Below are 21,535 nucleotides of genomic sequence, written 5' to 3'. Positions count from 1 at the left end.
TTATTTTAGCTCAAGTTATCCTCATATTTTTAACAGGCGCAAACAAAGATACATCTAATGGAAGTATCGTCTTTTATTATATAGTTTTACGGAAGGATCTACAATTCCCTTAATACGGCTTATCGCTCTATTATACTCCAATACTTGGATTGAGCCGATATCATTAGTTAGGTTCCTCATAAGTTCGACCATATCCTTCATAATACGAACAAATACTTGAACACTATTTTTAATACCCGATATTTAAAAACATAAACATTGACCGCTTGCATCCTAATCGGTATTGTATGATTATGGAAAAGGGGAGACTTTTCAATCAGTGGAGATTACTACCCGTTAAAGCGGGAAAAAGTAGAGGAGGAGAAAAGTTGAAATACTTTCCAATTAAAAACACAAGCTTAAACGTTTCCAACATTGTGATGGGGAATATGCGTATCAATGAACTGACTAAAGTTGAGATTGAACATTTGGTTCGCACAGCTATGGAAGAAGGTATTAATTTCTTCGATCATGCGGATATTTATGGTGGGGGCGAATGTGAATCCCTTTTCGCTGATGCCATCCAAATGAACGCAAGTATCAGAGATAAAATGATTTTACAAAGTAAATGTGGCATTAACACGAAAGATAATTATTATGATTTTTCTAAAGAGCATATCATCAAATCTGTAGAGGGAATCTTAAAAAGACTGAAAACCGATTACTTAGATCTCTTACTGCTCCATCGCCCTGATCCTCTAATGGAACCCGAGGAAGTGGCGGAAGCTTTTGATGAATTACATAATAGTGGAAAGGTCCGCTATTTTGGAGTATCAAATCATAACCCAATGCAAATAGAATTACTACAAAAATATGTATCTCATAAATTAGTTGTCAACCAATTACAGCTGAGTGTGGCTCAGGCGGCATTAATTGATTCTGGTATTGCTTTGAACATGCCTGTCGATCAATCGATCAATCGTGACAGCAGCATCTTAGAGTATTGTCGTTTAAAAGATATCACGATTCAAGCGTGGTCTCCTTATCAACAAGGATTCTTTGAAGGGCCTTTTCTTGGGGATTTAGAAAAATTCCCGAAATTAAATCAAGTGATCGATGAATTAGCTGAAAAATATGGTGTCACCAATACGGCGATTGCATCCGCTTGGATTACACGCCATCCGGCTAATATTCAAGTTGTCCTTGGAACGACTACCCCGCAGCGGATAAAAGATGCCTGTGCTGGTTCTGAAATCAACTTAACAAGAAAAGAATGGTACGACCTTTATAAAGCAGCTGGCCATACCGTTCCATAAGTTTTACACTCTCTTCCCTCGTATGTAAGGGGAGAGTTTTTTGTCGTGCAATCCCACGCAAAGCATTCTCCACCTTAGCATGATAAACTACTTCCCCAATTCCGGGCACGATTCACACCCAACCGGAGTTTCAACCAATTAAAAATTCTTATGATCACGCAAACAATTATCAAGGAAGTGCACTTCCCCTCCCCACTTTTGAAAACTCCTATAAAGTCGCTTGTCCTAGGTGTATAATAAAGAAAAGATGACTCACTTCGAATATTCAAAGGTGGTGTTCACCATGTTAAGTTCGGCACAACTTTGCTCTCCCTCATTAATCCATATGCTCCATTCCATCGTCCATCAAGAAAAAGATTTAGGAAAAGGAGAATATGTATTCCAAGAAGGGGATCAGGCTGACTTTCTTTTTATCATAAAGTCAGGTAAGGTTCAGATTGGCAAAGTCACACCAGATGGACGGGAGATAACCTTTCGAATTTGTAAACCGGAGGATTTTATTTGCGAGGTCCCACTCTTCTGCGATCCCACGCCCTTTACGGTCTATGCAAAGATGCTAGAAGCTGGGATCATTCATATCATTTCAAAAGAGGATTTGGAAGAACAACTTATTCTTCAACCCCATTTGAGCATTGAAATGTTGAAATTAATGAATATACAAAACCAGCAAAATCAATCTAAATTTCGGGACTTAGTTTTACATGGAAAAAAAGGGGCGTTATACTCTACTCTTATTCGCCTAACAAATAGCTATGGCGTTGAGCAGGAGGATGGCATTCTAATTGACCTCTCCCTGACGAATCAAGAGCTCGCTAACTTTTGCGGGATGACGCGTGAGGTTGTCAATCGTTTGTTAAACGAGTTAAAAAAGGAAAATGTATTAGCGATGGTCGATGGGCGCATGATGATTTATGATCTTTCTCTTTTAAAACGAGAAATACATTGTGAAAATTGCCCGCTTGAGATTTGTAATATTTTTTAATTACCATCCAGCATTAATTCTATAAAGGCTTTTAATATTCTAGTCCGACAATCAAGAATTCTTGATTGCCGGACTTTTTTTGTCTATTTCTTGAAATCTCTCTTCCTAACGGGGTTTTGTGACTTTTCTCACAGACTAAGCGTACCTTCTACAACTACATTTAGACTATACGATCATGAGTGGAGGTAAGGATAAATGAATAAAAAAAATAGCCATTCGGGACCTGATTTAAAAGGCACACTCATCAGTGTGTTTGTCGTCGGAATTATTATTTGTGTGATGTGGTTTGCCGTTTATGGATTGTATGTTTCCAGATAAAGGTAAAATCTAGTTCCCTGAAGTTAATGAACTTCTTAAAAATGAATTAAAGGTAGGTGTAATCATGCATTTGCATAAGTATGAAAAAGTTTGGCTCATTTTTGGTATCCTTTCGCTTATTGTTTTTTTAAGCATTGTCGGCGTCACCGCATTTGCACACGGTCATACGCCTGCAGGTGGAATGGATGTCATCGACCCTGAAAAAGTGGATGAAACGGCTCCATTTAATGAACCCGGTGTGAAACAGATTGATAAGGATACGTATGAAGTGGTGATTGTGGCTCAAGCCTTTGGCTATAACCCTGCTAAAATAAGTGTTCCTGTCGGGAAGGAAATTATTTTCACCTCAACAAGTAAGGATGTTGTTCATAGTTTTACGATTGAAGAAACAAAAGTCAATATGATGGTGGTGCCCGGACGCATTACACATAAAAGTTACACTTTTGACAAACCTGGAAATTATTTAGTGATCTGTAATGAGTATTGCGGAACAGGACATCATTTTATGCAGACAGAGATTGAGGTGTATGAACCATGATCGGAATTCAAGATCGAAAACTTGCTTTATCTAACATTATTGTCGCTTATATCGCTTTTATCATTGGAACATTTTGTGGTCTCTTACAAGTTTTCGTTCGTAATGATGCATTAGATTTGCCAACTTGGCTAGATTATTATCAAATTCTCACAGCGCACGGCGTATTATTAGCACTTATCTATACAACATTTTTTATTTTTGCTTTTCTTATTTCCGGTATGAGTAAGTCATTAGGGAACTTTGGACCAAAGGTTCGTCGTACTCTATGGATAGGATTTGCTGTAACAACGATCGGAACCATCCTTGCGACGGCACTCATTATTTCGGGCAAAGCTTCCGTGCTTTATACCTTCTATGCCCCATTAAAAGCAAGTGGTTGGTTTTATATTGGGCTTGCTCTTTGGGTCATTGGAACTTGGATTAGTTCTTTCGCTTTGATTGGCCACTATAGCGCTTGGAAAAGAAAACATAAAGGAGAATTAAGTCCATTATTCGCCTTTATGACGATTACAACTATTATCCTTTGGCTTATCGCTTGTCTAGGGGTCGTTGCGACCGTTGTATTTCAATATATTCCCTGGGCATTTGGCTGGGTGGGTACAATTAATGTAGAACTCAGCCGTTCGTTGTTTTGGTATTTTGGCCATCCGCTCGTCTATTTCTGGCTATTACCTGCATACATGGCGTGGTATGTCATTGTACCGAAATTATTAGGAACGAAAGTATTCAGTGATTCTTTAGCTCGTTTAGCGTTTGTACTTTTTATTCTATTTTCATTTCCAGTTGGATTTCATCACCAGTTAACAGAGCCGGGAATCTCGAGCTTTTGGAAGTTTCTCCAAGTTGTTTTAACATTTATGGTGATTATTCCATCACTCATGACGGCATTCTCGATCTTCGCCACCTTTGAAATATCAGGAAGGAAAAAAGGCGGCTCAGGTCTATTTGGATGGTTCACAAAGTTGCCATGGAAGGATGTCCGTTTTACGTCCATCTTTATCGCCATGCTATTCTTTATCCCAGGGGGCGCTGGTGGAATTATTAATGCCAGCTTTCAATTAAATGAGCTTGTTCATAATACACTTTGGATTGTCGGACACTTCCATATTACTGTTGGAGCTCCGGTTGCCATGACCTTTATGGGAATAACATTTTGGTTGATCCCTTATTTAACGGGACGCAAACTAACCAGGTCTATTCAAAAGCTCGCTTTTATCCAAATTATTACTTGGTCTGTCGGAATGTTATTAATGTCCACTGCTCAGCATATTCTCGGATTATTTGGAGCTCCGCGGAGAACAGCCTATGCCGGTTATAACGGACACCAAGTAGCCATGCAATGGTTTGATGGCATTCTCTCCAATCATGTCACAATGGCGATTGGCGGAACGATCTTATTCTTATCAGCTATGTTACTCGTTTATATTGTTTGTAACTTAATGTTTTTTGCGCCTCTCGCCAAAAAGCCTGTCGAGATGACTGAGTTTCCGATGGCAGAAAATGATACTACTAACACACCGAAATTTTTGGAGAACTGGTGGTTATGGATTGGCATTGCTATTTTATTAATCGTAATGGCGTACGCCTTCGCACTTGCCGAGATGATTCAGCACTCACCTCCAGGCTCCAAAGGACAAATCACTTGGTAGGAGATGAGAAAAAATGTTTATGGCAACAATTGGTTTATTATTAGTAGCCACAGTTATGACCATTATGACTGTAGAATTAAATTCTCCAGACGAGGAATAATTTTTAAAAAGAGGATGTTCAAAAAGAGTCTCTCAATAGGGACTCTTTTCTAGCTTTATACGGAGGCTATTAAGGTCCTTCTTCCATTTCAGCCTGATATAAATTCGGGAGTACTTTTTTTATTTCTTCCTCGTTGCTTTGCAATGCTTCCATCCACAATTCAACTAGCCTTCTTCCGTTAATTAATTCTATATCTAGGTCTTCCGCGTACTCCTTCGCAGTATCTGTAAAGGCAGATGTTGTAATGACATATCCGCCAACGGCTTGCTTTTTTACCATATTTGAATGGATTAATGCAATTGGTTCAAAACCAACATCGTCCTTCCAACACTTCACTTGACCAAGAAATAAGCCTTCTTCTGTTTTATGTTTAAAATCAACCCCAAAATCTCGTCTCGACGGAAGGACATCTGTTTCTCCTCCCTTTGCTTTCTCAAAAATATCGGCCACAAAGTCTTCGAAAATGAGGGGGTCCTCTTTAATAAATTTCTTAGTATAATGAGAGCCAGCTTCCCCATCTTGTTCGTCACCTTCGGAGGATATCTCTTCCTCATGCTTAAATCTTAGATATAGTCCCATGGCCAATGTCCATTTTACCTCTTCACTTGAATGTAATTGATGATTTATTAAATCCAATTCATATTTATTTCTCCGCTTAGCACGTTGAAAATGAATATACGCAGCCAATAAAAGGACCGCGATGGCAACTTCTACATACACCATTTTGGCAATACCTCCCTACAACAGTTATCACCGTTTTGGGGCATCCTTATTCTTGAGCTCTTTCTTAAGGAAGAGCGATCAACGCTTGTAACATTATTGAAATATTTTTAAACAAAATACAACAATTGAATAACATTTAACACAAAATATGGTAAAATAAGAGTATAATCTTTAGGGGGAGTTTAATGAAAAGGAAATATTCAATTGGTATATTTTTTATTTTAATACTAATCATTGGACTTTTTATTTCACGTCCAAAGTTAATAGATGAAAGAAGTCATGTTGCGGCATCACCCGCTATTGTTCCGACACTATTTCTCCATGGCTATAAAGGAAGTGAGCGGTCTTTTTCAACAATGTTGGAGAGAATGGACCAACAACAGTGGGGAACAAAAACACTCGTATGTTTTGTGAATAAAAAGGGACGCGTTTCATTCAAAGGTTCTATCACTGAGAATGTTGAAAATCCATTTATTCAAGTCATTTTTGAAAATAATCGTGCCAAATTAAGCGATCAAACGAAGTGGCTACAAGAGGTGATGAAGCAACTAAAGGATCGTTATCATATTCAAGAAATCAATCTTGTGGGCCATTCAATGGGTGGGCTTGCTTTGACCAATTATTTGCAAACAACGGTGGATGAAGATCTTTATCCTAAAGCCCTCAAGCTTGTAACAATCGGAAGTCCTTTTGGGGGAATTGATCGAGAGGATTATTTTAACGTGAATTATGGTGATGCATTGATTGATCTCCATCCCAATTCCGCTGCGCTTCAGCAACTTTTGAAAAATAAAAGCGCCTTTCCCTCTGATGTATCGGTCCTCTCGATTGCAGGTGTTATGAACAATCCATTGGCTGGAGATGGGCTCGTCTCATTGGAGAGTGCGCTGTTCAATCAATACCTAGTAAATCGTGATCAATATACAGAAAATGTAATTACAGATTTAGCTGCGACCCATTCTGGTTTACACGAGATGGAATCAGTGGATCAACTCATTGCCGAATTTTTATGGGGAAATAAATGACAATAATAATTAACATTTAGCGATGACCTCGGTTTCTCACCTAGGTCATCCTTTTTTGAATGCAAAACTTTCCTTCTGTTTTTTGATAATGAAAAATATCTCCATATTGTTAACCTAAAAGCCCCGTAAACATAAGTCCCCATGCCGCCAAGAATTGCAGATCATATTGGAGACAGTTTGTATAATTCTTGATTTTAAAGTAAAATGTTTATAAAATTTAAGTAAATTTTATAAAAGAATACGAAAGAGGATATGGGGTGAGGGTTTTGGTTGGTTTAAAAGATATAGCGAAGGCCGCGGGTGTTTCTGTTTCCACTGTCTCTAATGTGATCAATGGACGGAAAAATGTCGGAAAAGAAACGAAAGAGCGGATTTTACAATTGTGTGAAGAGATGGGTTACCGGCCAAATATTATAGGAAAGAGCCTTAAAACAGGCCAGACAAATACGATTGTATTCATCTTTAGTAATTTTGAGAGAAGTTTCTATTTAAAAATTATCAACGGGATAAACGATTATTTGGCAGAGAATGGATTTGATTTAATTGTCTGTACGACTAATTCTAGTAAAAATTTTGTACGCAGTAATTTTACGAGAGGAGCGATTGTTTTAGATAAAAAGATGACGGATGAATTCCTCGTTTCGATTGCCAAGCCAGTCTATCCAATTGTTGTCATGGATCGGTTGATTGAAAATGAATATATTAAGAGCGTGGTCACAGAAAACTATAGTGTTATGAGTGAGCTGGTTCAGGCACTTGTTGACAAGGGATTTCGGAATTTTGGTTATATTGGCGGCTATGAAGATTCGCTAGATCACCGAGAACGGTATCAGGCATTTATAGATACATTAACCCACAATAATATCTCCTTCCAAAGGACAAATTATTATCACGGGGATTTTTCTGAAGAAAGCGGGTATCGCGCCGCCAATATTTTTATATTGAGCAATAGCCTTCCGGAGATTTTGGTTTGTGCTAATGATAACATGGCGATAGGAGCTTTAAAGGCTTTGCAGGAAAACAAATATGAAGTACCAAAAGATATTTCCGTCACCGGATTCGATGACAGCAGGGACGCAGAAAATTTTGGTTTAACAACTGTTACGATTCCTAGATATGAAAGTGGCTATTTAGCAGCAAAAGAGTTGGTCGAAATGATCAATGGAACAAGTAATAATGAAAACTTTAAAATCACAGCAAAAATAAATTGGAGAGATTCAGTAAAATAAACTTTAAAATAGTAAAATGATAAAAAGAATAGAACAACTCCCCATCCAAAGTAAAAAACGTCTGATATGCTTATCATACTACCTAAAAATGTAATAAAGCGCTATCCCCGCCATTTTTTGAAAAAAGTAATTCTTGACAACCTTATCAAAACTAAGTATTTTATAAGTATAATGTTTTACTAGAAATTAAAAAGGGGTTGAGAATGTGAAGAAAACGAATAAAACGTTTTCCCTTATGATGGTGGTTCTTCTCATAGCGGCATTCGCATTGGCAGGCTGTGGATCAGTAAAAGATAAAAATAATTCAGGTGGAAAAGGGAAATCATCTGCACCTACACTTACGATTTTCAACAGTAAGGTAGAAATCGTTGATCAATTGGAAGCGCTGACGGAGGAATACACAGAAGAAACTGGAGTAAAAGTTGAAGTCTGGGGTGCTGCTGGTGATAAATACGCTCAACAATTGCAATCAAAGCTTACCAGCAACCAAGGTCCATCCATTTTCAGTGTAAAGGTTTCTGAAGCTGAAAAGTTAAAATCTTATCTTTATGATATGAGTAATGAAGATTACGTGAAAAGTATTGCGCCCAATATGGAATTGAAAGTGGACGATAAAATCGTAGGTGTTCCTTATGGTGTTGAAGGATACGGCCTAATTTATAACAAAAATATGGTGAATCCTAAAGATGTAACAGACTATGACTCTTTTGTTCATACACTAGAAAAGTTTAAATCAGAAGACATCAATGGATTGGGGATGTCTGAAGAAGATTACTTCTTAATTGGTCATATTCTCAACACTCCTTTTGCCTTACAAGATGATCCTATCGCTTTTATTGATAAGCTAAATAAAGGTGAAGTGAAGATGGCTGATACGAAGGAATTCCAAGACTTCGCAAAGTTCATGGAAGCAATTAAAGCGAATACTAAGAATCCGTTAGAGGTTACGTATGATGGCGTCATTGGTGACTTTGCGACTGACAAAACGGCAATGATCCACCAAGGGAACTGGGCGTACGGAATGTTTGAAGACTATGATTTAGATTTTGAAATGGGTATGATGCCATTCCCACTTGAAGGAAATGATAAATTGGCGGTCGGCGTTGGGAATAACTGGGCGATTAATGGCTCGGCAGATGAAGATGAAAACAAAGCAGCAAATGATTTCCTGAATTGGATGTTCACAAGTGAAACAGGACAACGCTATATTGTCGAAGAATTTGGATTTATCCCAGCTATGACAAATATTGAAGCAAAGGATCTTGATCCATTATCTCAAATTGTGCTAGAGGCTTCGAATAGTGGCCAAACCATTCCTTGGGCATTTAATTATTTCCCGGCTAACTCAATTACAAATGATCTTTCGCCTGCCGCCCAAGAGTTTTTCCTTTCAAAAGATATGACAGGCCAGCAACTTCTTGAAAAACTAGATGCTGCATGGGCAAACAGTGTAAAGTAAATTAGATTAGGTAATTCTTTTTAGACAAAGCCCTTCACAAATGTAATGAATACATTAAGTGATGGGCCTTTGTTTTGATCGTTATATTTATAAGAACTAGAAAGAAGGGATTGGCTTGAGTAAACGAAAGGATAAGCTTTGGTTTGCATTATTTACAGTACCGTTATTGTTTGTTTTTACAACGGTTGTGATTGTTCCATTTATTATCGGAATTTATTACTCATTTTTTGAATGGGATGGTATTCCGTCTAATCCCAAAGTATTTGTTGGATTAGATAATTTCATCCAATTATTTGGTGATACACGCTTTCTTTCTTCTGCATGGAAGACAATCGAATTTACTGTATTGGCTCTATTCGCTGTCAATATATTAGGTCTAGCCTTCGCATTATTGGTTACAACAAAATTACGGACTGCCAAGGCAGCACGGACAATGTTCTTTATGCCAAATTTAATCGGTGGATTAATTCTGGGGTATATTTGGCAATTTATATTTACAGATGCTTTTAAAACAATCGGTGAATCTACGGGTATGGGAAAGATCTTTTTCAATTGGCTGCTTGATTCGAACTATGCCCTTTTTGCACTTGTCGCCGTCTTCACATGGCAAATGGCGGGATATACGATGATTATTTATCTTGCCGGCATCCAAGGTATTCCCTCTGAACTACTTGAAGCCGCAAAGGTAGACGGAGCCAATGCTTGGCAAAGGATCACGAAGGTCATTTTCCCACTCTTAATGCCTTCCTTTACCATTTGTTTATTCTTAACTCTTGGTAATGCATTTAAAATTTATGATGTGAATCTTTCGTTAACAAACGGTGGACCGGTGAATGCCACTGAATTATTCGCAATGAATATTTTCAATGAAATCTTTGGCTATAGTCATTATGGTTATGGTCAGGCAAAAGCCATTTTGTTCTTTATTGTTGTAGGTGCCATCACGTTGACACAAGTCTACATTACGAAAAAACGTGAGGTGGAAATGTAATGAATAGAGTAAGTAAAATTATATCAGAAATATTACTTTTCCTTCTGGCACTTGTTTTTTTATCCCCTGTTTACATTATGCTTGTGAACTCATTTAAAAACCGGGAAGAACTCTATAGTAATGCACTTGCATTGCCTTCGGAATTTAGTTTTCAATATTATAGTACAGCCATGGACAAAATGAACTTTTTACTTGCCTTTAAAAACTCTCTATTCGTTACAGTCGTTTCTATTATTTTTATTGTTATTTTATCTTCCATGACAGCCTGGATGTTGGTCAGGACAAATAATAAGCTAAGTAATATTATCTTTATGATCCTTGTAGCAACAATGCTGATCCCTTTCCAAACTTTAATGATGCCGTTAATGCAATTTATGCATGGAATTGGGGAAACGCTTGGAATTCCCATGCTTAATACGCATGGAGGTTTAATCTATATGAACATTGGTTTCCATGCAGGGATGTCCGTTTTCCTATACCACGGATTTATTAAGTCGATTCCGATTTCTTTGGAAGAGGCGGCAACGATTGATGGAGCCTCTAAATTTGGTATCTTTTGGAGAATTATTTTTCCAATGTTAAAACCGATAACCGTTACGGTTATGATATTGGGCGTAATCAGCATTTGGAATGATTATTTACTACCTTCCTTGACACTGTCTGATAAAGGCTTGAGAACGATTCCGTTATCAACATTCTATTTCTTTGGTGAATTTACAATTCAATGGAATCTTGCCATGGCAGGTTTGACAATGACCATTATTCCGATCGTCATTTTCTACGCCTTCTCGCAAAAATATATTATTAAAGGCATTGGCGAAGGAGCAATAAAGTAATAATGAAGCTTGATTATGGCAACAATGACTTAATAGTTTAAATAAAAACAGTGAGGCTTTATTACTTGCCCCACTGTTTTTTATAGGATAAGAGATTTTGGCTAATGCTGGATCTAGCTCCAGCGCCTAGCCCCTCGAGGTCAAATAACCCTGAACCTATGAAGGGAAAGATCGCCCTTCATAGGTTCAGGAACATTTGCTTGTCGGGGCTGAGCAAGGCGCTTGCGCTTTTCTTATAAACTTGTTAACAAGATGGACTTTTGGCGAAAATAAGCCCATTCTTTAAATCCAATATCTTTAAGATGTTGACGAACAGCTTCAAAATCATCACCAACCCTTTCAGGGTCATGGGCATCAGAACCAAATGTCACCTTTGCACCATAATGAAGGGCCATTTCTAATATTTCATCGGAAGGATACCAACCACCACAATCTTTCATTTTCCCCGATGTATTAATTTCAATTGCTACATTATTTTCAGCAATGACTTTTAGTGCACGCTCAACCGCAGGCGTTTCAATCGCGGAAAATGCAGGATAAAATCCTTTCATCGCGTCAATGTGGCCAAGAATTTGAAATAGTCCACTCCTTGCCGACTGTTCTATTAAACGATAGTAAGCTTCCTTTGTTTGAACTCTTTCTTGTTCAGTAAGATGATCCCACCGAGTTTTATCAAAAATCGAAGTTCGGTTAACATGGTGGACAGAGCCAATAATATAATCGAATGGATATTGTTGATATTGGTTACGATAAAGATTGATATGATCCGGAAAAAAGTCAGATTCCACTCCCAATAGCACGTCTATTTTCCCTTTGTATTCTTCCCGTAAACGAAGAATTTCACCTACATAATCAGGAAAACTACTTTTCGCCATTGCAATACCTGGATGGAGTTGATCGTGTTCGCTTGTAAAATATGGCGAATGATCGGAAATCCCAATCATATTGAAGCCACGTTCAATCGCAGCCTCAATGTAATCTCTAATTTCCCCTTTGGCATGTCCACAACGATCATGATGAGTATGAAAATCAAACTTTAAATTAGAATTCATCCCTTTCACCCCTTCCTGACCTATTATAACACCGTCGTAACGATTAGCCCGAAACATTTAATACTAAGCGTGAAATTATATTTTCTCCGTGATTTCTACATCAATCATTTTAAATTCTCCTACATCCACTAATCCACGATTGGAAATCCGTACATCAGGTATGACTGGTAGAGCAATGAGAGAAAAGGTCATAAATGGGGCATGAATCGGACATCCTATAGCTTCCCAAGCCATTTCAAGCTGTTTGACCTCTTTCACAACCGTCTCCAATGGTTGATCAGACATAAGTCCAGCTATCGGCATACGCACTTTCGCCAATATTTGTCCATTTTCCACGACAATCATCCCACCACCGATTTTGGCTAACTCATTTGCGGCAAAAGCCATGTCTTCTGGATTTGTTCCCATCACAAGCAGATTATGGCTATCATGAGCAACCGTTGAGGCAACAGCTCCTTGCTTTAACTTAAATCCGTGCGCAAAACCGAGTGAAATTTGCCCTGTTTGATGGTGGCGTTCAATACATGCTAGCTGCAGAACGTCCTGCTTAAGATCTGGTTGGATGATACCATCTTTAACCGCTAATGTGGCTGTCATTTTCTCAGTACGGGCACTATTCTCAATGACATTGATGACATTTACCTTCGTTTCCTCGGCAGATCCTTTACTCCTTAATTGAAAGTCTGTTGCTGTTAGTGCCGCTTTTAAATGAATAGAATTCCGAATATGCTCTGGGTAGATGAAGATCGGGAATTCCTTTACCAATTGCTGATCTTGATAGATCACTTCTCCGTCAGCAATGACTGTGGTTGGTTCCAGCTCTCGAATATCTTCGATTAATAAAATATCCGCCATTTTCCCCGGTGCAATCGAGCCTAGATCGCGATCCATTTTATAATAACGAGCAACATTAATCGTTCCCATCTGAATTGCGGTAACGGGATCTACTCCTTCTTCAATTGCGCGCCGAACAACATGGTTAAGATGGCCTTTTTCAACAAGCGTTTGTGGGTAGACATCGTCTGTTACTAAACTAATATTAGCTGTTTGAACATGATCCTCGGTTACAACCTTGATCACTTCTTTTACATCTTGCCATGCTGAACCTTCTCGTATCATTAAATGCATTCCAAGCCGTAACTTTTCTAAGCCTTGTTCTTTTGTCACTGTTTCATGACATGAATCCACCCCTGAGCCAATATAGGCTTGTAACATCCTTGGATCTTCTGCTGGAAAATGCCCGGTCACTATTTTATTTGCCTTAATGGTTTCTGCAATTTCCCCGTTCATAAGTGAATCTCCATAAACAACTCCCGGGAAATTCATAACCTCTCCCAGACCTGCAACATTTTCCCACTGCATCCCCGCTTGAATATCCTCTACACTGAGGGTTGCTCCTCCGTCCTCGAAGTCAGTCGTTGCAGGCACACATGAAGGAAAGGTTGTAAATACTTTCAAAGGAAGCTGCTGTCCTTCTTCGTGCATCAATCGTACGCCCTCTTGACCAAAGACGTTGGCAATTTCATGCGGATCCATAAAGATAGAAGTCGTTCCTTTGGCAAGTCCTGCCTTCGAAAATTCCGTTACTGAAAGCATGGTGCTCTCCACATGCATATGACCATCAATAAATCCCGGAACCAAGTATTTTCCGTTAGCATTAATCACTTGTGTGCTTTCACCAATTGTATGGTCGGCCTTCCCAACATAGGCAACCCTTCCCTCAACAACTGCAACATCCATATTTTCCAATAGCTCCCCTGTAAAAACATTGACCAATATACCATTGGTGATGACAAGGTCTGCTTTCTTCTCACCTCTTGCCACTTTTGAGAGTTGCTGACTAACTTCATATAATTTCTTTCGCATGATGAAATCCCCTTTCTTTTTGGCAATCGTACAAATCTGCTTCAATTACGGAGGCCAATTCCTTATTTTTAAAAAAGAAAAAGCGAGGAATGCTCATTTTTCGTGCACTCCCGCTAATCGATATATTGAACCTATAACTCTATTAAGCTGCCCATCCAAGATAAACAACAAATACGACAAACAGCACATACATAATCGGATGAACTTCTTTAAATTTCCCTTTGAACACCATTGTTAAGGGGTAAAAGATGAATCCTAAAGCAATCCCAGTAGAAATACTATAAGTCAAAGGCATTGTAATAACCGTCATAAAGGCAGGTATCGCAAACTCAAAATCTTTCCAACGAATCTCTGCTAAAGAGGAAGCCATTAGAATGCCCACGATGATCAAAGCAGGTGCCGTTACTTCTGAGGTGACAACACTTAGCAATGGTGAAAAGAACAGAGCTAGGATAAAAAATCCTGCTGTGACAACGGACGTAAAACCCGTTCTACCGCCAGCGGCCACCCCTGAGGTTGATTCCACAAAGGAAGTTGTGGTCGATGTACCTAAAACAGCTCCAATCATCGTAGCGACAGAATCAGCAGATAATGCTTTTCCAGCTCGTGGCAGTTTTCCATCTTGTAATAACCCCGCTTGTCTAGCAACTGCCATTAACGTACCTGCCGTATCAAAGAAATCAACAAACAATAATGTAAAGATGACCACAAGCATATGAGGAGTAAAAAGATCGCCAAAATGACTAAACATGACACCAAAAGTCGGTTCTAAACTAGGAATAGTAGAGACTATTCCAGATGGTAATGGAATTTGTTTAAAAATAATTCCTGCAATGGCTGTGACAATCATTCCATAAAAGATGGCCCCTTTAAATCCGCGTATCATGAAAAAGGCTGTAATCACAATACCGAAAATGGTTAATAATGTACCAGGAGCCGTAATATCTCCTAGAGCAACTACCGTTGTCCCAGGATCAGCATCGACGACAATGCCGGCATTTTGAAAACCAATAAAGGTAATAAACAAACCAATTCCCGCGGCAACAGCCAACTTAAGCTGCTCAGGAATCGCGTTAATAATCGTTTCACGTATTTTGGTTAAAGTAAGGATAAAAAAGATTAATCCAGAGATGAAGGTTCCTGCCAAAGCTGTTTGCCATGGGATTCCCATCCCGATCACAACGGTATAAGCAAAGAACGCATTGATTCCCATACCTGGAGCAAGTGCGACAGGATACTTAGCCCATAGACCCATAATTAAACAGGCGATTGCGGAAGATAAGGCTGTTGCGACATAAACAGCTCCTTGATCCATTCCAGCTTCACCTAGTACGGATGGATTGACAAATAAGATATAAGCCATTGCAAGGAATGTTGTTAAACCAGCAACAGATTCTTGACGATAACTTGTATTCCATTCTTTAAATTTAAAATATCGATCCATCTTTTTTCCCCCTGTAGCTCATATGAACGCAAAAAACCTGGATAATTTATCTACCCAGGTTACAACCAACAATGATGAGAGAAAATGGCCATTTTCCATTCTAATAAGCAGGATGAAAGACTTGTCATCGTCTTATGGCACGATCTATCGTCATTTTGTAGTCGGGTAATTTACGGTTACCTGGTAGAAACGCTTGAGCCATATTCTCAAGCATATACATTCAATGAACTTTTATTAAATTAAAATGATTACAGCTCTATTTATAGCACAAAGTCCCTACAATCGTCAAGACAAAACACGAATATTGTTATTTTTTTTAGGGTTATTGTTCGTTAATTGACTCAGTTCATTAGATATTCACAACTTTTATCTGATCATTGACTTTTTGATAGGATATTTTCTAGTGAAGTGGTAAACTTTTTATCATATCCTCTAGCCTCCTCTTGACTAGGAGGACAAATCAATCGAAAACTGGTGGTGAGCACCATATGGAAACCAAAAAGGCTTTACCAGTCCTTTTTGCCGTTATGTTTTTTGTTATGGTAGGATTTGGTATTATTATCCCGGTCTTACCCTTTTATGCTGAGGAATTAGGGGCCACCCCTACACAATTAGGTCTATTGATGGCTGTCTATTCTCTTATGCAATTGTTATTTTCACCAATCTGGGGAAGAGTTTCCGATCGGATCGGCCGTAAACCCGTGATGATGATCGGGATTTTCGGACTCGCCATTTCTTTCTTTTTAATGGCTTTTGCTAGCCAATTATGGATGTTATTCGCCGCAAGAATCATTGGAGGGTTACTTTCATCTGCAAATATGCCAACGGTGACAGCCTATGTAGCTGATATCACGTCACCTGAAGATCGTGGAAAAGGGATGGGAGTCGTAGGAGCCTCTGTGGGGCTAGGCTTTATCCTTGGACCTGCAATAGGCGGGATTTTTTCGGAGTCAAATTTAAGTACACCTTTTATACTGTCGGGGGTTTCTTCTATCATCACATTCTTCCTTGTTCTATTCATCCTCAAGGAATCACTTCCAGCTGAAAAAAGGGGAGAAGAAACAGGGAAAAAGGAATCTATGTTTAAAGCATTAAATGGCCCGATTTCGATTCTCTTTATTCTGCAATTGTTTGTTTCTTTATCCATGGCTGGCCTTGAAGCCACTTTTGCCTATTTTGCTGCGAAAAGAGCAGGATTAGGCACTGTACAACTTGGTTATTTGTTTATGATTATGGGTCTTGCGGGGGCGATCGTCCAAGGAGGATTAGTAGGTAGGTTAACGAAGAAATATGGGGAAGGAGCCGTGATTCAACTCGGTATTATCATCTCTGCGATTGGCTTCGGACTTATTTTACTAATCGACAGCTTTACAACCGCCGCTATTTATTTAACGATTTTCGGAATTGGGAATGGCGTGATTCGTCCAAGTGTATCCGCGCTTTTAACCAAAACCTCAACTACAGGTCATGGCAATACAACAGGCTTATTATCCTCCTTCGATTCCATCGGCCGGATCGTAGGACCGCCATTAGGTGGTTGGCTCTTTAAAACAGCAACTGGGTTACCATATATTTCTGGATTGATTTTATCCATTATCGCGTTAATTCTATATCAAGCCTATAAAGTTGCTATTTCGAAAAAGACTATAGGAGTATAAAGTTTTTTCGGATAGTCAAAGATCACCCCTATACTTGTAAAAGATACAGGCACAACAATCCTAACGATCCGTTGTGCCTGTTCTTTAGTAACGTTCATAACGTTTAAACGAATAAACCGTGAATAAAAACAAACCAATTAGCAGCAAAAGGCTTGTGAAAATCATAAGCGTTAGTGAATCTTGCCATACGCCTGTTAGTAAATAGTCGCTCGCCTGACTTTGAGCATTAGCGGGACTCCATTTCATATATTTTGGAAAAAGAGAGCTACCAAGTGATAAGACCGCTAACACAACGACACTTACCCCTGCAATTCCCCCTACATTTGTCAGAAGGGTTCCGGCAAGTATTGTGACAGTTAGAACAAATAGAATCCATATACTATAAATAAAAAGACTTCCTAAAAATGCCTTTATTCCCACTTGTTCAAACAGCAAATTCGTATAATAATAGCAAAGACTATAGCCTAGCGTGAAGGAAAATAAGAGGATAATCGCATTGGCCACCCATTTACTTGCAATGTATTGAAAAGCTTGAACAGGACGAACCATCACAAGTGACAGAGCTCCGCTGTTTCTTTCATGAGCGATGCTGCCCATTACACTTAGAACGAAGATGGCTGTCCCGATGATTCCTAACTGGCCAAGTGTACCAGCAAGCACTTCTCCTCCAGTTGGAACAGGGATCTCAATGACCGTTCCCTCCGGTAAATTTCCGGCCATATCTAAAATTTCCGGCATATAATATTGACTAATAGGTTGCGAGATCGCTAATAGGCTAATCACAATTGGAAGCCAAATCCATTTTTTATCCCGCCACGCTTCTACCCATTCCTTCTGCATTAACGTTAGGAAGACACTCATTGGTTTACCACCTCCATATACGCCTCTTCTAATGAATAGCTTTTTTGTTCAAAGCGAACAATGGTGAATCGATCTTTCAGGCAATCCGCTAAAAGAAGATTTCGTCCCTCGTCATGGTTAAACGTGATTTCCGCGGCATAGGGAGATAAAAATCGGAGATCGCGAATATAGCTTTTACTAGGAAGCCATTCTGTTAGTTTTTCCGCGACTTCTAGGGCAAATGTTTCGGTTTGCTGCGTATGCCTTAAATCTACTAAAGAACCGGACCATTTCATGCGCCCGTCCTTCAACATCACAATATGATCACATACCTGTTCAGCGTCATGAAGAACATGGGTTGAAAATAAGATCGCCATGCTTTTCTTCAATTCTTGCATAATCTCTAATACATCACGGCGTCCTTCAGGATCTAAAGCAGAGACAGGCTCATCTAAAATCAGTAACTTTGGTTCATGGATCATCGCTTGCGCTAATCCTAATCGTTGTTTCATCCCACCGGAAAAGCCGCCAATCCGCTTGCCTTTCGCCTTTTCCAATCCAACAAACGCCAACATTTCCTCACTATTTTGTTGTCGTTTCTTTTTTGCAAGTCCGGAAAGTTTCCCGACGAAATGTAGATACTCTATAGCTGTCATCCATGGGGGAAAAGCGGGATATTGTGGCAAATAGCCTAATTCAAGGCGATTGATGTCAGGTTTCCCTAAAAATTGAATCGTGCCTGTTGTCGGTCGTAAAAGTCCAGACAACATATTTAAAGTCGTTGTTTTTCCCGAACCATTTGGTCCTAAAAGAGCGACACATTGGTTATTTGCAATGGTAAAGGATAAACCCTCTACGGCCAGTTGATTCTTATACTTTTTCGTAAGTTGATGAACAGTAAGCAATGTCGTCTCCCCCTATTGTCTTTTTCTACCAATAATAAAATAAAGGACAGGTCCAATTAAGTTTATACAAACAATAATAAGGATCCATAACCATTTTGGACCATTTGTTTCTTCTTCCTTTACACAACTTACAAGCGCAACCGTCATCAAAATAAGCTGCAAACCAAAGATTGGCGCAATCATTTCCCAAGAAATGCTCATATTACTCTTCCTCCATTTGTTTTTTTCGAAACGGACGTACCACAAAGAAATAATAAAATATCGTAGGGAATGGAAATTGCAGCAACCCCAAGATTCCCCAGACCCAAGCATAAGCCCCTTTTTTCTTCGCATCGATAAATAAAAGAATGCTCTGGATAAGTAAGATTGGCGAAACAAGCAAGAGGGTGATTAACTTTTCAGTGTCCATGTTCTGTCACCCCGTCCTGTTTCTTACTTCGCTTTCTTTCGGCTATCAAGATGACCGGTATGGCACCAATCGCTAAACCCTGTACCCAGATAAAAATAGGAGTGAGCTTAAATGCCAGCACGCTATAAGAAGTGAGTATGAATAAGGCCGTGACGAGAAAAGTAAGCAATTCTCGGCGAAAGGCGCGCTTGCGCTTTATTTTAAATTCCTGAAGCACCTGTACCATATGTGCCTGTTCAGGAACTTTTGCTTCAAACGGCTTTTCTAGCTTTTCTAAGTCTTGTTTAAATTGAGAAAGCCACTCTTGCTCTTGGGAATCTTTCATTCACGACCACTCCTTCCGAATTTTCTTCATACCATGATGGACTCGTGTTTTGACTGTACCTTCTTTTAAACCAAGCATATGAGCAATTTCTTTATAGGTGTAACCATAAAAATGTCGTAAAAGAATCGGTGTCCGTATGGTTGGATCCAATAAAGCAAATTGCGCCATATATTCCGTCCATTCAAAACCATTTATCGTTACATTCCATTGCATTTTTCTAATAACCTCAGCTTGTAATTTCTCCTGTCTTCTTCGCTCTCTCTTTCTTTTTCGTTGATGATCGATGAATAATCTTGACGCGATAGAAATAAACCAAGTTGATAACTTCGATTCACCTTTAAAACTAGAAAAATGAATATAGGCCTTCAGCATCGTCTCTTGCATCAAATCTTCTGCCAAATCGGGGTCAAGACTTACTTTCACTAAATATTTATAAACAAATTGATAATGCGCTTGAAAAAGTTGAGTGAAGGCTTCATCACTCCCCTTTATTGCCGCTCTGATCAATTGCTTTTCTTCTCTCTCATTCAATAGAAGCCCATCCCCCTTTCGGCCGTTCTAAAAGATTAGACGTTCCGGATTGTTAAACCGTTCATTTTTTATATAAGTTTTTTTATAAAGGGAGGTATTTCCCCATTGATGCTTATTAGCCATTGTACTATTTTTATTATCCGTTGCTTGTTTTCAATGGAATTCAAACAACTTTTGCTTTATAAAAAAACTCTTCGCACACGCAAAGAGTTTTCCATTAGAATAAATTCAATTGTGGTGCCACCACATTCCAAACAATACGATGACATTCTTCTATAAGAGCATTGCGACGCTTTTCATACAGAGCGTCTATTCCCGCGGAACATTCTTGTGATCTTGATTGAGCGGCCGCCGCGGCGTGTTGAGCATCCGGAAGCAAACTAGCAAAATGATAATCTTGAATCAAGTTGATTGCCTCAATCATGTCGGCATTTCCTACAGCAAAGCCGACTAGCCTTTGATCCGGACTTTTTGAACACCCTCTTAAAGTTGCAATTCTGAGCCAAATCTTATAGTCTTTAAGTCAAATTGTCTAGGGGTGTGATGTATGATGAAGATTGGATGCATTCAATTGGATGTCGCCTTCTCTGATCCGGAAAGGAATTTCTCCCAAGTGGAAAAGTGGGTTCGAGCAGCAGCGGCAAAAGGTGTGGAACTTGTTGTTTTGCCTGAAACGTGGAATACAGGCTTTGATTTACCTCGTCTCGAAGAACTAGCAGATCAAGATGGTACACAAACCAAAGACCTTCTATCCAAGCTTTCCAAGGAACTGAACATTCACATCGTTGGCGGATCGGTCGCTACGAAAAAAAATGAGCAATTTTATAATACGATGTATGTATATACCAATCAAGGTGAGTTAGTAAGTGAATATGATAAAGCCCATCTCTTTCAATTAATGGATGAGCATCTATATTTGCAAGCTGGTGATACCATGAATCGCTTTTCGCTAGATGATATCGAGGCGGGCGGCGTCATTTGTTATGACATTCGTTTCCCAGAATGGTTAAGAGCTCATGCTTTAGCGGGCGCTAAAGTCTTATTCGTCCCTGCTCAATGGCCAAAACAGCGTGTAGATCATTGGAAGGTATTACTACAAGCACGGGCGATTGAAAATCAATGTTTTGTCATTGCTGTGAATCGCCGTGGAAACGATCCGAATAATGAATTTAACGGCCATTCAATGATTATTGAACCATGGGGAAATGTTCTTTGGACAGGTGAAGAGGATGAAGAGCTTGCGGTGATTGATGTTGATTTTTCAATTGTCGATGAAATAAGAGAACGAATTCCTGTATATGAAGATAGACGACCAGAATTATATAAGGGTCTTGCCCCACTGCGATAAGACGTTAACGCA

The 21,535-nt window shown here is 39.1% G+C and carries 23 protein-coding genes and 1 riboswitch; of the genes, 12 read left to right on the top strand and 11 right to left on the bottom strand.

Annotated features, from left to right (window positions below; all coding sequences use genetic code 11):
* Positions 1-368: 368 nt before the first annotated feature.
* From KI363_RS02670 to KI363_RS02650, 5 genes are all read left to right on the top strand, one after another.
* Positions 369-1,295, top strand: coding sequence for an aldo/keto reductase (locus tag KI363_RS02670; protein ID WP_212965417.1), 927 nt, complete (start codon positions 369-371; stop codon positions 1,293-1,295).
* A 283-nt stretch (positions 1,296-1,578) separates the two neighbouring features.
* A complete protein-coding gene (locus tag KI363_RS02665; RefSeq protein WP_212965415.1) occupies positions 1,579-2,277 on the top strand; it encodes a Crp/Fnr family transcriptional regulator in 699 nt (232 codons plus the stop codon).
* Between the two features lie 195 nt (positions 2,278-2,472).
* Positions 2,473-2,595: a cytochrome C oxidase subunit II gene (locus KI363_RS02660; RefSeq protein WP_158321976.1), complete on the top strand. Its 123-nt coding sequence runs from the start codon at positions 2,473-2,475 to the stop codon at positions 2,593-2,595.
* A gap of 64 nt (positions 2,596-2,659) precedes the next feature.
* On the top strand, positions 2,660-3,133 hold the full coding sequence (locus KI363_RS02655) for a cytochrome c oxidase subunit II (protein WP_212965413.1): 474 nt from the start codon (positions 2,660-2,662) through the stop codon (positions 3,131-3,133).
* The gene (locus KI363_RS02650) at positions 3,130-4,782 is read left to right on the top strand and encodes a b(o/a)3-type cytochrome-c oxidase subunit 1 (RefSeq protein WP_212965411.1); all 1,653 of its coding nucleotides are present in this window, start codon (positions 3,130-3,132) and stop codon (positions 4,780-4,782) included. The genes KI363_RS02655 and KI363_RS02650 overlap by 4 nt, the downstream gene beginning before the upstream one ends.
* A 169-nt stretch (positions 4,783-4,951) precedes the next feature.
* Here the strand turns inward: KI363_RS02650 and KI363_RS02645 are convergent, their stop codons facing one another.
* The gene (locus tag KI363_RS02645; RefSeq protein WP_212965409.1) at positions 4,952-5,605 is read right to left on the bottom strand and encodes a restriction endonuclease; all 654 of its coding nucleotides are present in this window, start codon (positions 5,603-5,605) and stop codon (positions 4,952-4,954) included.
* A gap of 185 nt (positions 5,606-5,790) precedes the next feature.
* On the opposite strand from KI363_RS02645, the gene KI363_RS02640 reads away from it, so the two are divergent.
* From KI363_RS02640 to KI363_RS02620, 5 genes are all read left to right on the top strand, one after another.
* Positions 5,791-6,630: an alpha/beta fold hydrolase gene (locus KI363_RS02640; RefSeq protein WP_212965407.1), complete on the top strand. Its 840-nt coding sequence runs from the start codon at positions 5,791-5,793 to the stop codon at positions 6,628-6,630.
* A gap of 257 nt (positions 6,631-6,887) precedes the next feature.
* Positions 6,888-7,859 carry a LacI family DNA-binding transcriptional regulator gene (locus tag KI363_RS02635; RefSeq protein ID WP_306345145.1) on the top strand — a complete coding sequence of 324 codons (972 nt, stop codon included), beginning with the start codon at positions 6,888-6,890 and terminating at the stop codon, positions 7,857-7,859.
* Between the two features lie 205 nt (positions 7,860-8,064).
* A complete protein-coding gene (locus KI363_RS02630; protein WP_246516723.1) occupies positions 8,065-9,318 on the top strand; it encodes a sugar ABC transporter substrate-binding protein in 1,254 nt (417 codons plus the stop codon).
* Between the two features lie 115 nt (positions 9,319-9,433).
* Positions 9,434-10,309 (top strand): carbohydrate ABC transporter permease, encoded by an 876-nt coding sequence (locus tag KI363_RS02625; protein WP_212965405.1) that lies wholly within the window; start codon positions 9,434-9,436, stop codon positions 10,307-10,309.
* On the top strand, positions 10,309-11,145 hold the full coding sequence (locus KI363_RS02620) for a carbohydrate ABC transporter permease (RefSeq protein WP_158323491.1): 837 nt from the start codon (positions 10,309-10,311) through the stop codon (positions 11,143-11,145). The genes KI363_RS02625 and KI363_RS02620 overlap by 1 nt, the downstream gene beginning before the upstream one ends.
* Positions 11,146-11,378: 233 nt before the next feature.
* Here the strand turns inward: KI363_RS02620 and KI363_RS02615 are convergent, their stop codons facing one another.
* From KI363_RS02615 to KI363_RS02605, 3 genes are all read right to left on the bottom strand, one after another.
* Positions 11,379-12,197 (bottom strand): histidinol-phosphatase, encoded by an 819-nt coding sequence (locus KI363_RS02615; protein WP_158323492.1) that lies wholly within the window; start codon positions 12,195-12,197, stop codon positions 11,379-11,381.
* Between the two features lie 75 nt (positions 12,198-12,272).
* Complete coding sequence (gene ade / locus KI363_RS02610; protein WP_212965403.1) at positions 12,273-14,063, bottom strand: adenine deaminase; 1,791 nt, start codon at positions 14,061-14,063, stop codon at positions 12,273-12,275.
* Between the two features lie 142 nt (positions 14,064-14,205).
* Positions 14,206-15,507, bottom strand: coding sequence for an NCS2 family permease (locus tag KI363_RS02605; protein ID WP_158323494.1), 1,302 nt, complete (start codon positions 15,505-15,507; stop codon positions 14,206-14,208).
* Between the two features lie 138 nt (positions 15,508-15,645).
* A riboswitch (purine riboswitch) is annotated at positions 15,646-15,747 on the bottom strand.
* Positions 15,748-15,929: 182 nt separating this feature from the next.
* Here KI363_RS02605 and KI363_RS02600 point away from each other — a divergent pair.
* A complete protein-coding gene (locus KI363_RS02600; RefSeq protein WP_373306710.1) occupies positions 15,930-17,165 on the top strand; it encodes an MFS transporter in 1,236 nt (411 codons plus the stop codon).
* A gap of 84 nt (positions 17,166-17,249) precedes the next feature.
* On the opposite strand, the gene KI363_RS02595 is transcribed toward KI363_RS02600, so the two are convergent.
* The 7 genes from KI363_RS02595 to KI363_RS02565 all read right to left on the bottom strand — a co-directional run bounded on the left by KI363_RS02595 (position 17,250) and on the right by KI363_RS02565 (position 20,599).
* On the bottom strand, positions 17,250-18,026 hold the full coding sequence (locus KI363_RS02595; RefSeq protein ID WP_212965399.1) for an ABC transporter permease: 777 nt from the start codon (positions 18,024-18,026) through the stop codon (positions 17,250-17,252).
* Positions 18,023-18,910 (bottom strand): ABC transporter ATP-binding protein, encoded by an 888-nt coding sequence (locus KI363_RS02590; protein WP_212965397.1) that lies wholly within the window; start codon positions 18,908-18,910, stop codon positions 18,023-18,025. Before KI363_RS02590 ends, KI363_RS02595 begins: the two co-directional genes overlap by 4 nt.
* A 12-nt stretch (positions 18,911-18,922) precedes the next feature.
* Positions 18,923-19,111 (bottom strand): PLD nuclease N-terminal domain-containing protein, encoded by a 189-nt coding sequence (locus KI363_RS02585; RefSeq protein ID WP_158323498.1) that lies wholly within the window; start codon positions 19,109-19,111, stop codon positions 18,923-18,925.
* Position 19,112: 1 nt separating this feature from the next.
* Positions 19,113-19,319, bottom strand: a complete 207-nt coding sequence (locus KI363_RS02580; protein ID WP_158323499.1) for a transcriptional regulator — start codon at positions 19,317-19,319, stop codon at positions 19,113-19,115.
* On the bottom strand, positions 19,309-19,644 hold the full coding sequence (locus KI363_RS02575; protein ID WP_158323500.1) for a YxlC family protein: 336 nt from the start codon (positions 19,642-19,644) through the stop codon (positions 19,309-19,311). Before KI363_RS02575 ends, KI363_RS02580 begins: the two co-directional genes overlap by 11 nt.
* On the bottom strand, positions 19,645-20,175 hold the full coding sequence (sigY, locus tag KI363_RS02570; protein ID WP_158323501.1) for an RNA polymerase sigma factor SigY: 531 nt from the start codon (positions 20,173-20,175) through the stop codon (positions 19,645-19,647).
* Between the two features lie 217 nt (positions 20,176-20,392).
* Positions 20,393-20,599, bottom strand: a complete 207-nt coding sequence (locus KI363_RS02565; protein WP_158323502.1) for a hypothetical protein — start codon at positions 20,597-20,599, stop codon at positions 20,393-20,395.
* A gap of 126 nt (positions 20,600-20,725) precedes the next feature.
* Here KI363_RS02565 and KI363_RS02560 point away from each other — a divergent pair, with 126 nt between their 5' ends.
* Positions 20,726-21,523: a carbon-nitrogen family hydrolase gene (locus tag KI363_RS02560; protein WP_212965493.1), complete on the top strand. Its 798-nt coding sequence runs from the start codon at positions 20,726-20,728 to the stop codon at positions 21,521-21,523.
* Positions 21,524-21,535 lie beyond the last annotated feature (12 nt).

Origin of the sequence: Lederbergia ruris, from assembly GCF_018332955.1 — a bacterium.
In the GTDB taxonomy this organism is placed as follows: Bacteria; Bacillota; Bacilli; order Bacillales; family Bacillaceae_C; genus Lederbergia; species Lederbergia ruris.
The sequence above is the reverse complement of the archived record's forward strand: the minus strand, read 5'-3'. Positions and strand labels throughout refer to the sequence as shown.

Bases quoted from the DNA above. Each gene is read 5' to 3' on its own strand.
- KI363_RS02665 (WP_212965415.1), top strand. From the start codon at position 1,579: ATGTTAAGTTCGGCACAACTTTGCTCTCCCTCATTAATCCATATGCTC.
- KI363_RS02660 (WP_158321976.1), top strand. From the start codon at position 2,473: ATGAATAAAAAAAATAGCCATTCGGGACCTGATTTAAAAGGCACACTC.
- KI363_RS02655 (WP_212965413.1), top strand. From the start codon at position 2,660: ATGCATTTGCATAAGTATGAAAAAGTTTGGCTCATTTTTGGTATCCTT.
- KI363_RS02650 (WP_212965411.1), top strand. From the start codon at position 3,130: ATGATCGGAATTCAAGATCGAAAACTTGCTTTATCTAACATTATTGTC.
- KI363_RS02645 (WP_212965409.1), bottom strand. From the start codon at position 5,605: ATGGTGTATGTAGAAGTTGCCATCGCGGTCCTTTTATTGGCTGCGTAT.
- KI363_RS02640 (WP_212965407.1), top strand. From the start codon at position 5,791: ATGAAAAGGAAATATTCAATTGGTATATTTTTTATTTTAATACTAATC.
- KI363_RS02620 (WP_158323491.1), top strand. From the start codon at position 10,309: ATGAATAGAGTAAGTAAAATTATATCAGAAATATTACTTTTCCTTCTG.
- KI363_RS02615 (WP_158323492.1), bottom strand. From the start codon at position 12,197: ATGAATTCTAATTTAAAGTTTGATTTTCATACTCATCATGATCGTTGT.
- ade (WP_212965403.1), bottom strand. From the start codon at position 14,063: ATGCGAAAGAAATTATATGAAGTTAGTCAGCAACTCTCAAAAGTGGCA.
- KI363_RS02605 (WP_158323494.1), bottom strand. From the start codon at position 15,507: ATGGATCGATATTTTAAATTTAAAGAATGGAATACAAGTTATCGTCAA.
- KI363_RS02595 (WP_212965399.1), bottom strand. From the start codon at position 18,026: ATGAGTGTCTTCCTAACGTTAATGCAGAAGGAATGGGTAGAAGCGTGG.
- KI363_RS02585 (WP_158323498.1), bottom strand. From the start codon at position 19,111: ATGAGCATTTCTTGGGAAATGATTGCGCCAATCTTTGGTTTGCAGCTT.
- KI363_RS02580 (WP_158323499.1), bottom strand. From the start codon at position 19,319: ATGGACACTGAAAAGTTAATCACCCTCTTGCTTGTTTCGCCAATCTTA.
- KI363_RS02575 (WP_158323500.1), bottom strand. From the start codon at position 19,644: ATGAAAGATTCCCAAGAGCAAGAGTGGCTTTCTCAATTTAAACAAGAC.
- KI363_RS02565 (WP_158323502.1), bottom strand. From the start codon at position 20,599: ATGATTGAGGCAATCAACTTGATTCAAGATTATCATTTTGCTAGTTTG.
- KI363_RS02560 (WP_212965493.1), top strand. From the start codon at position 20,726: ATGAAGATTGGATGCATTCAATTGGATGTCGCCTTCTCTGATCCGGAA.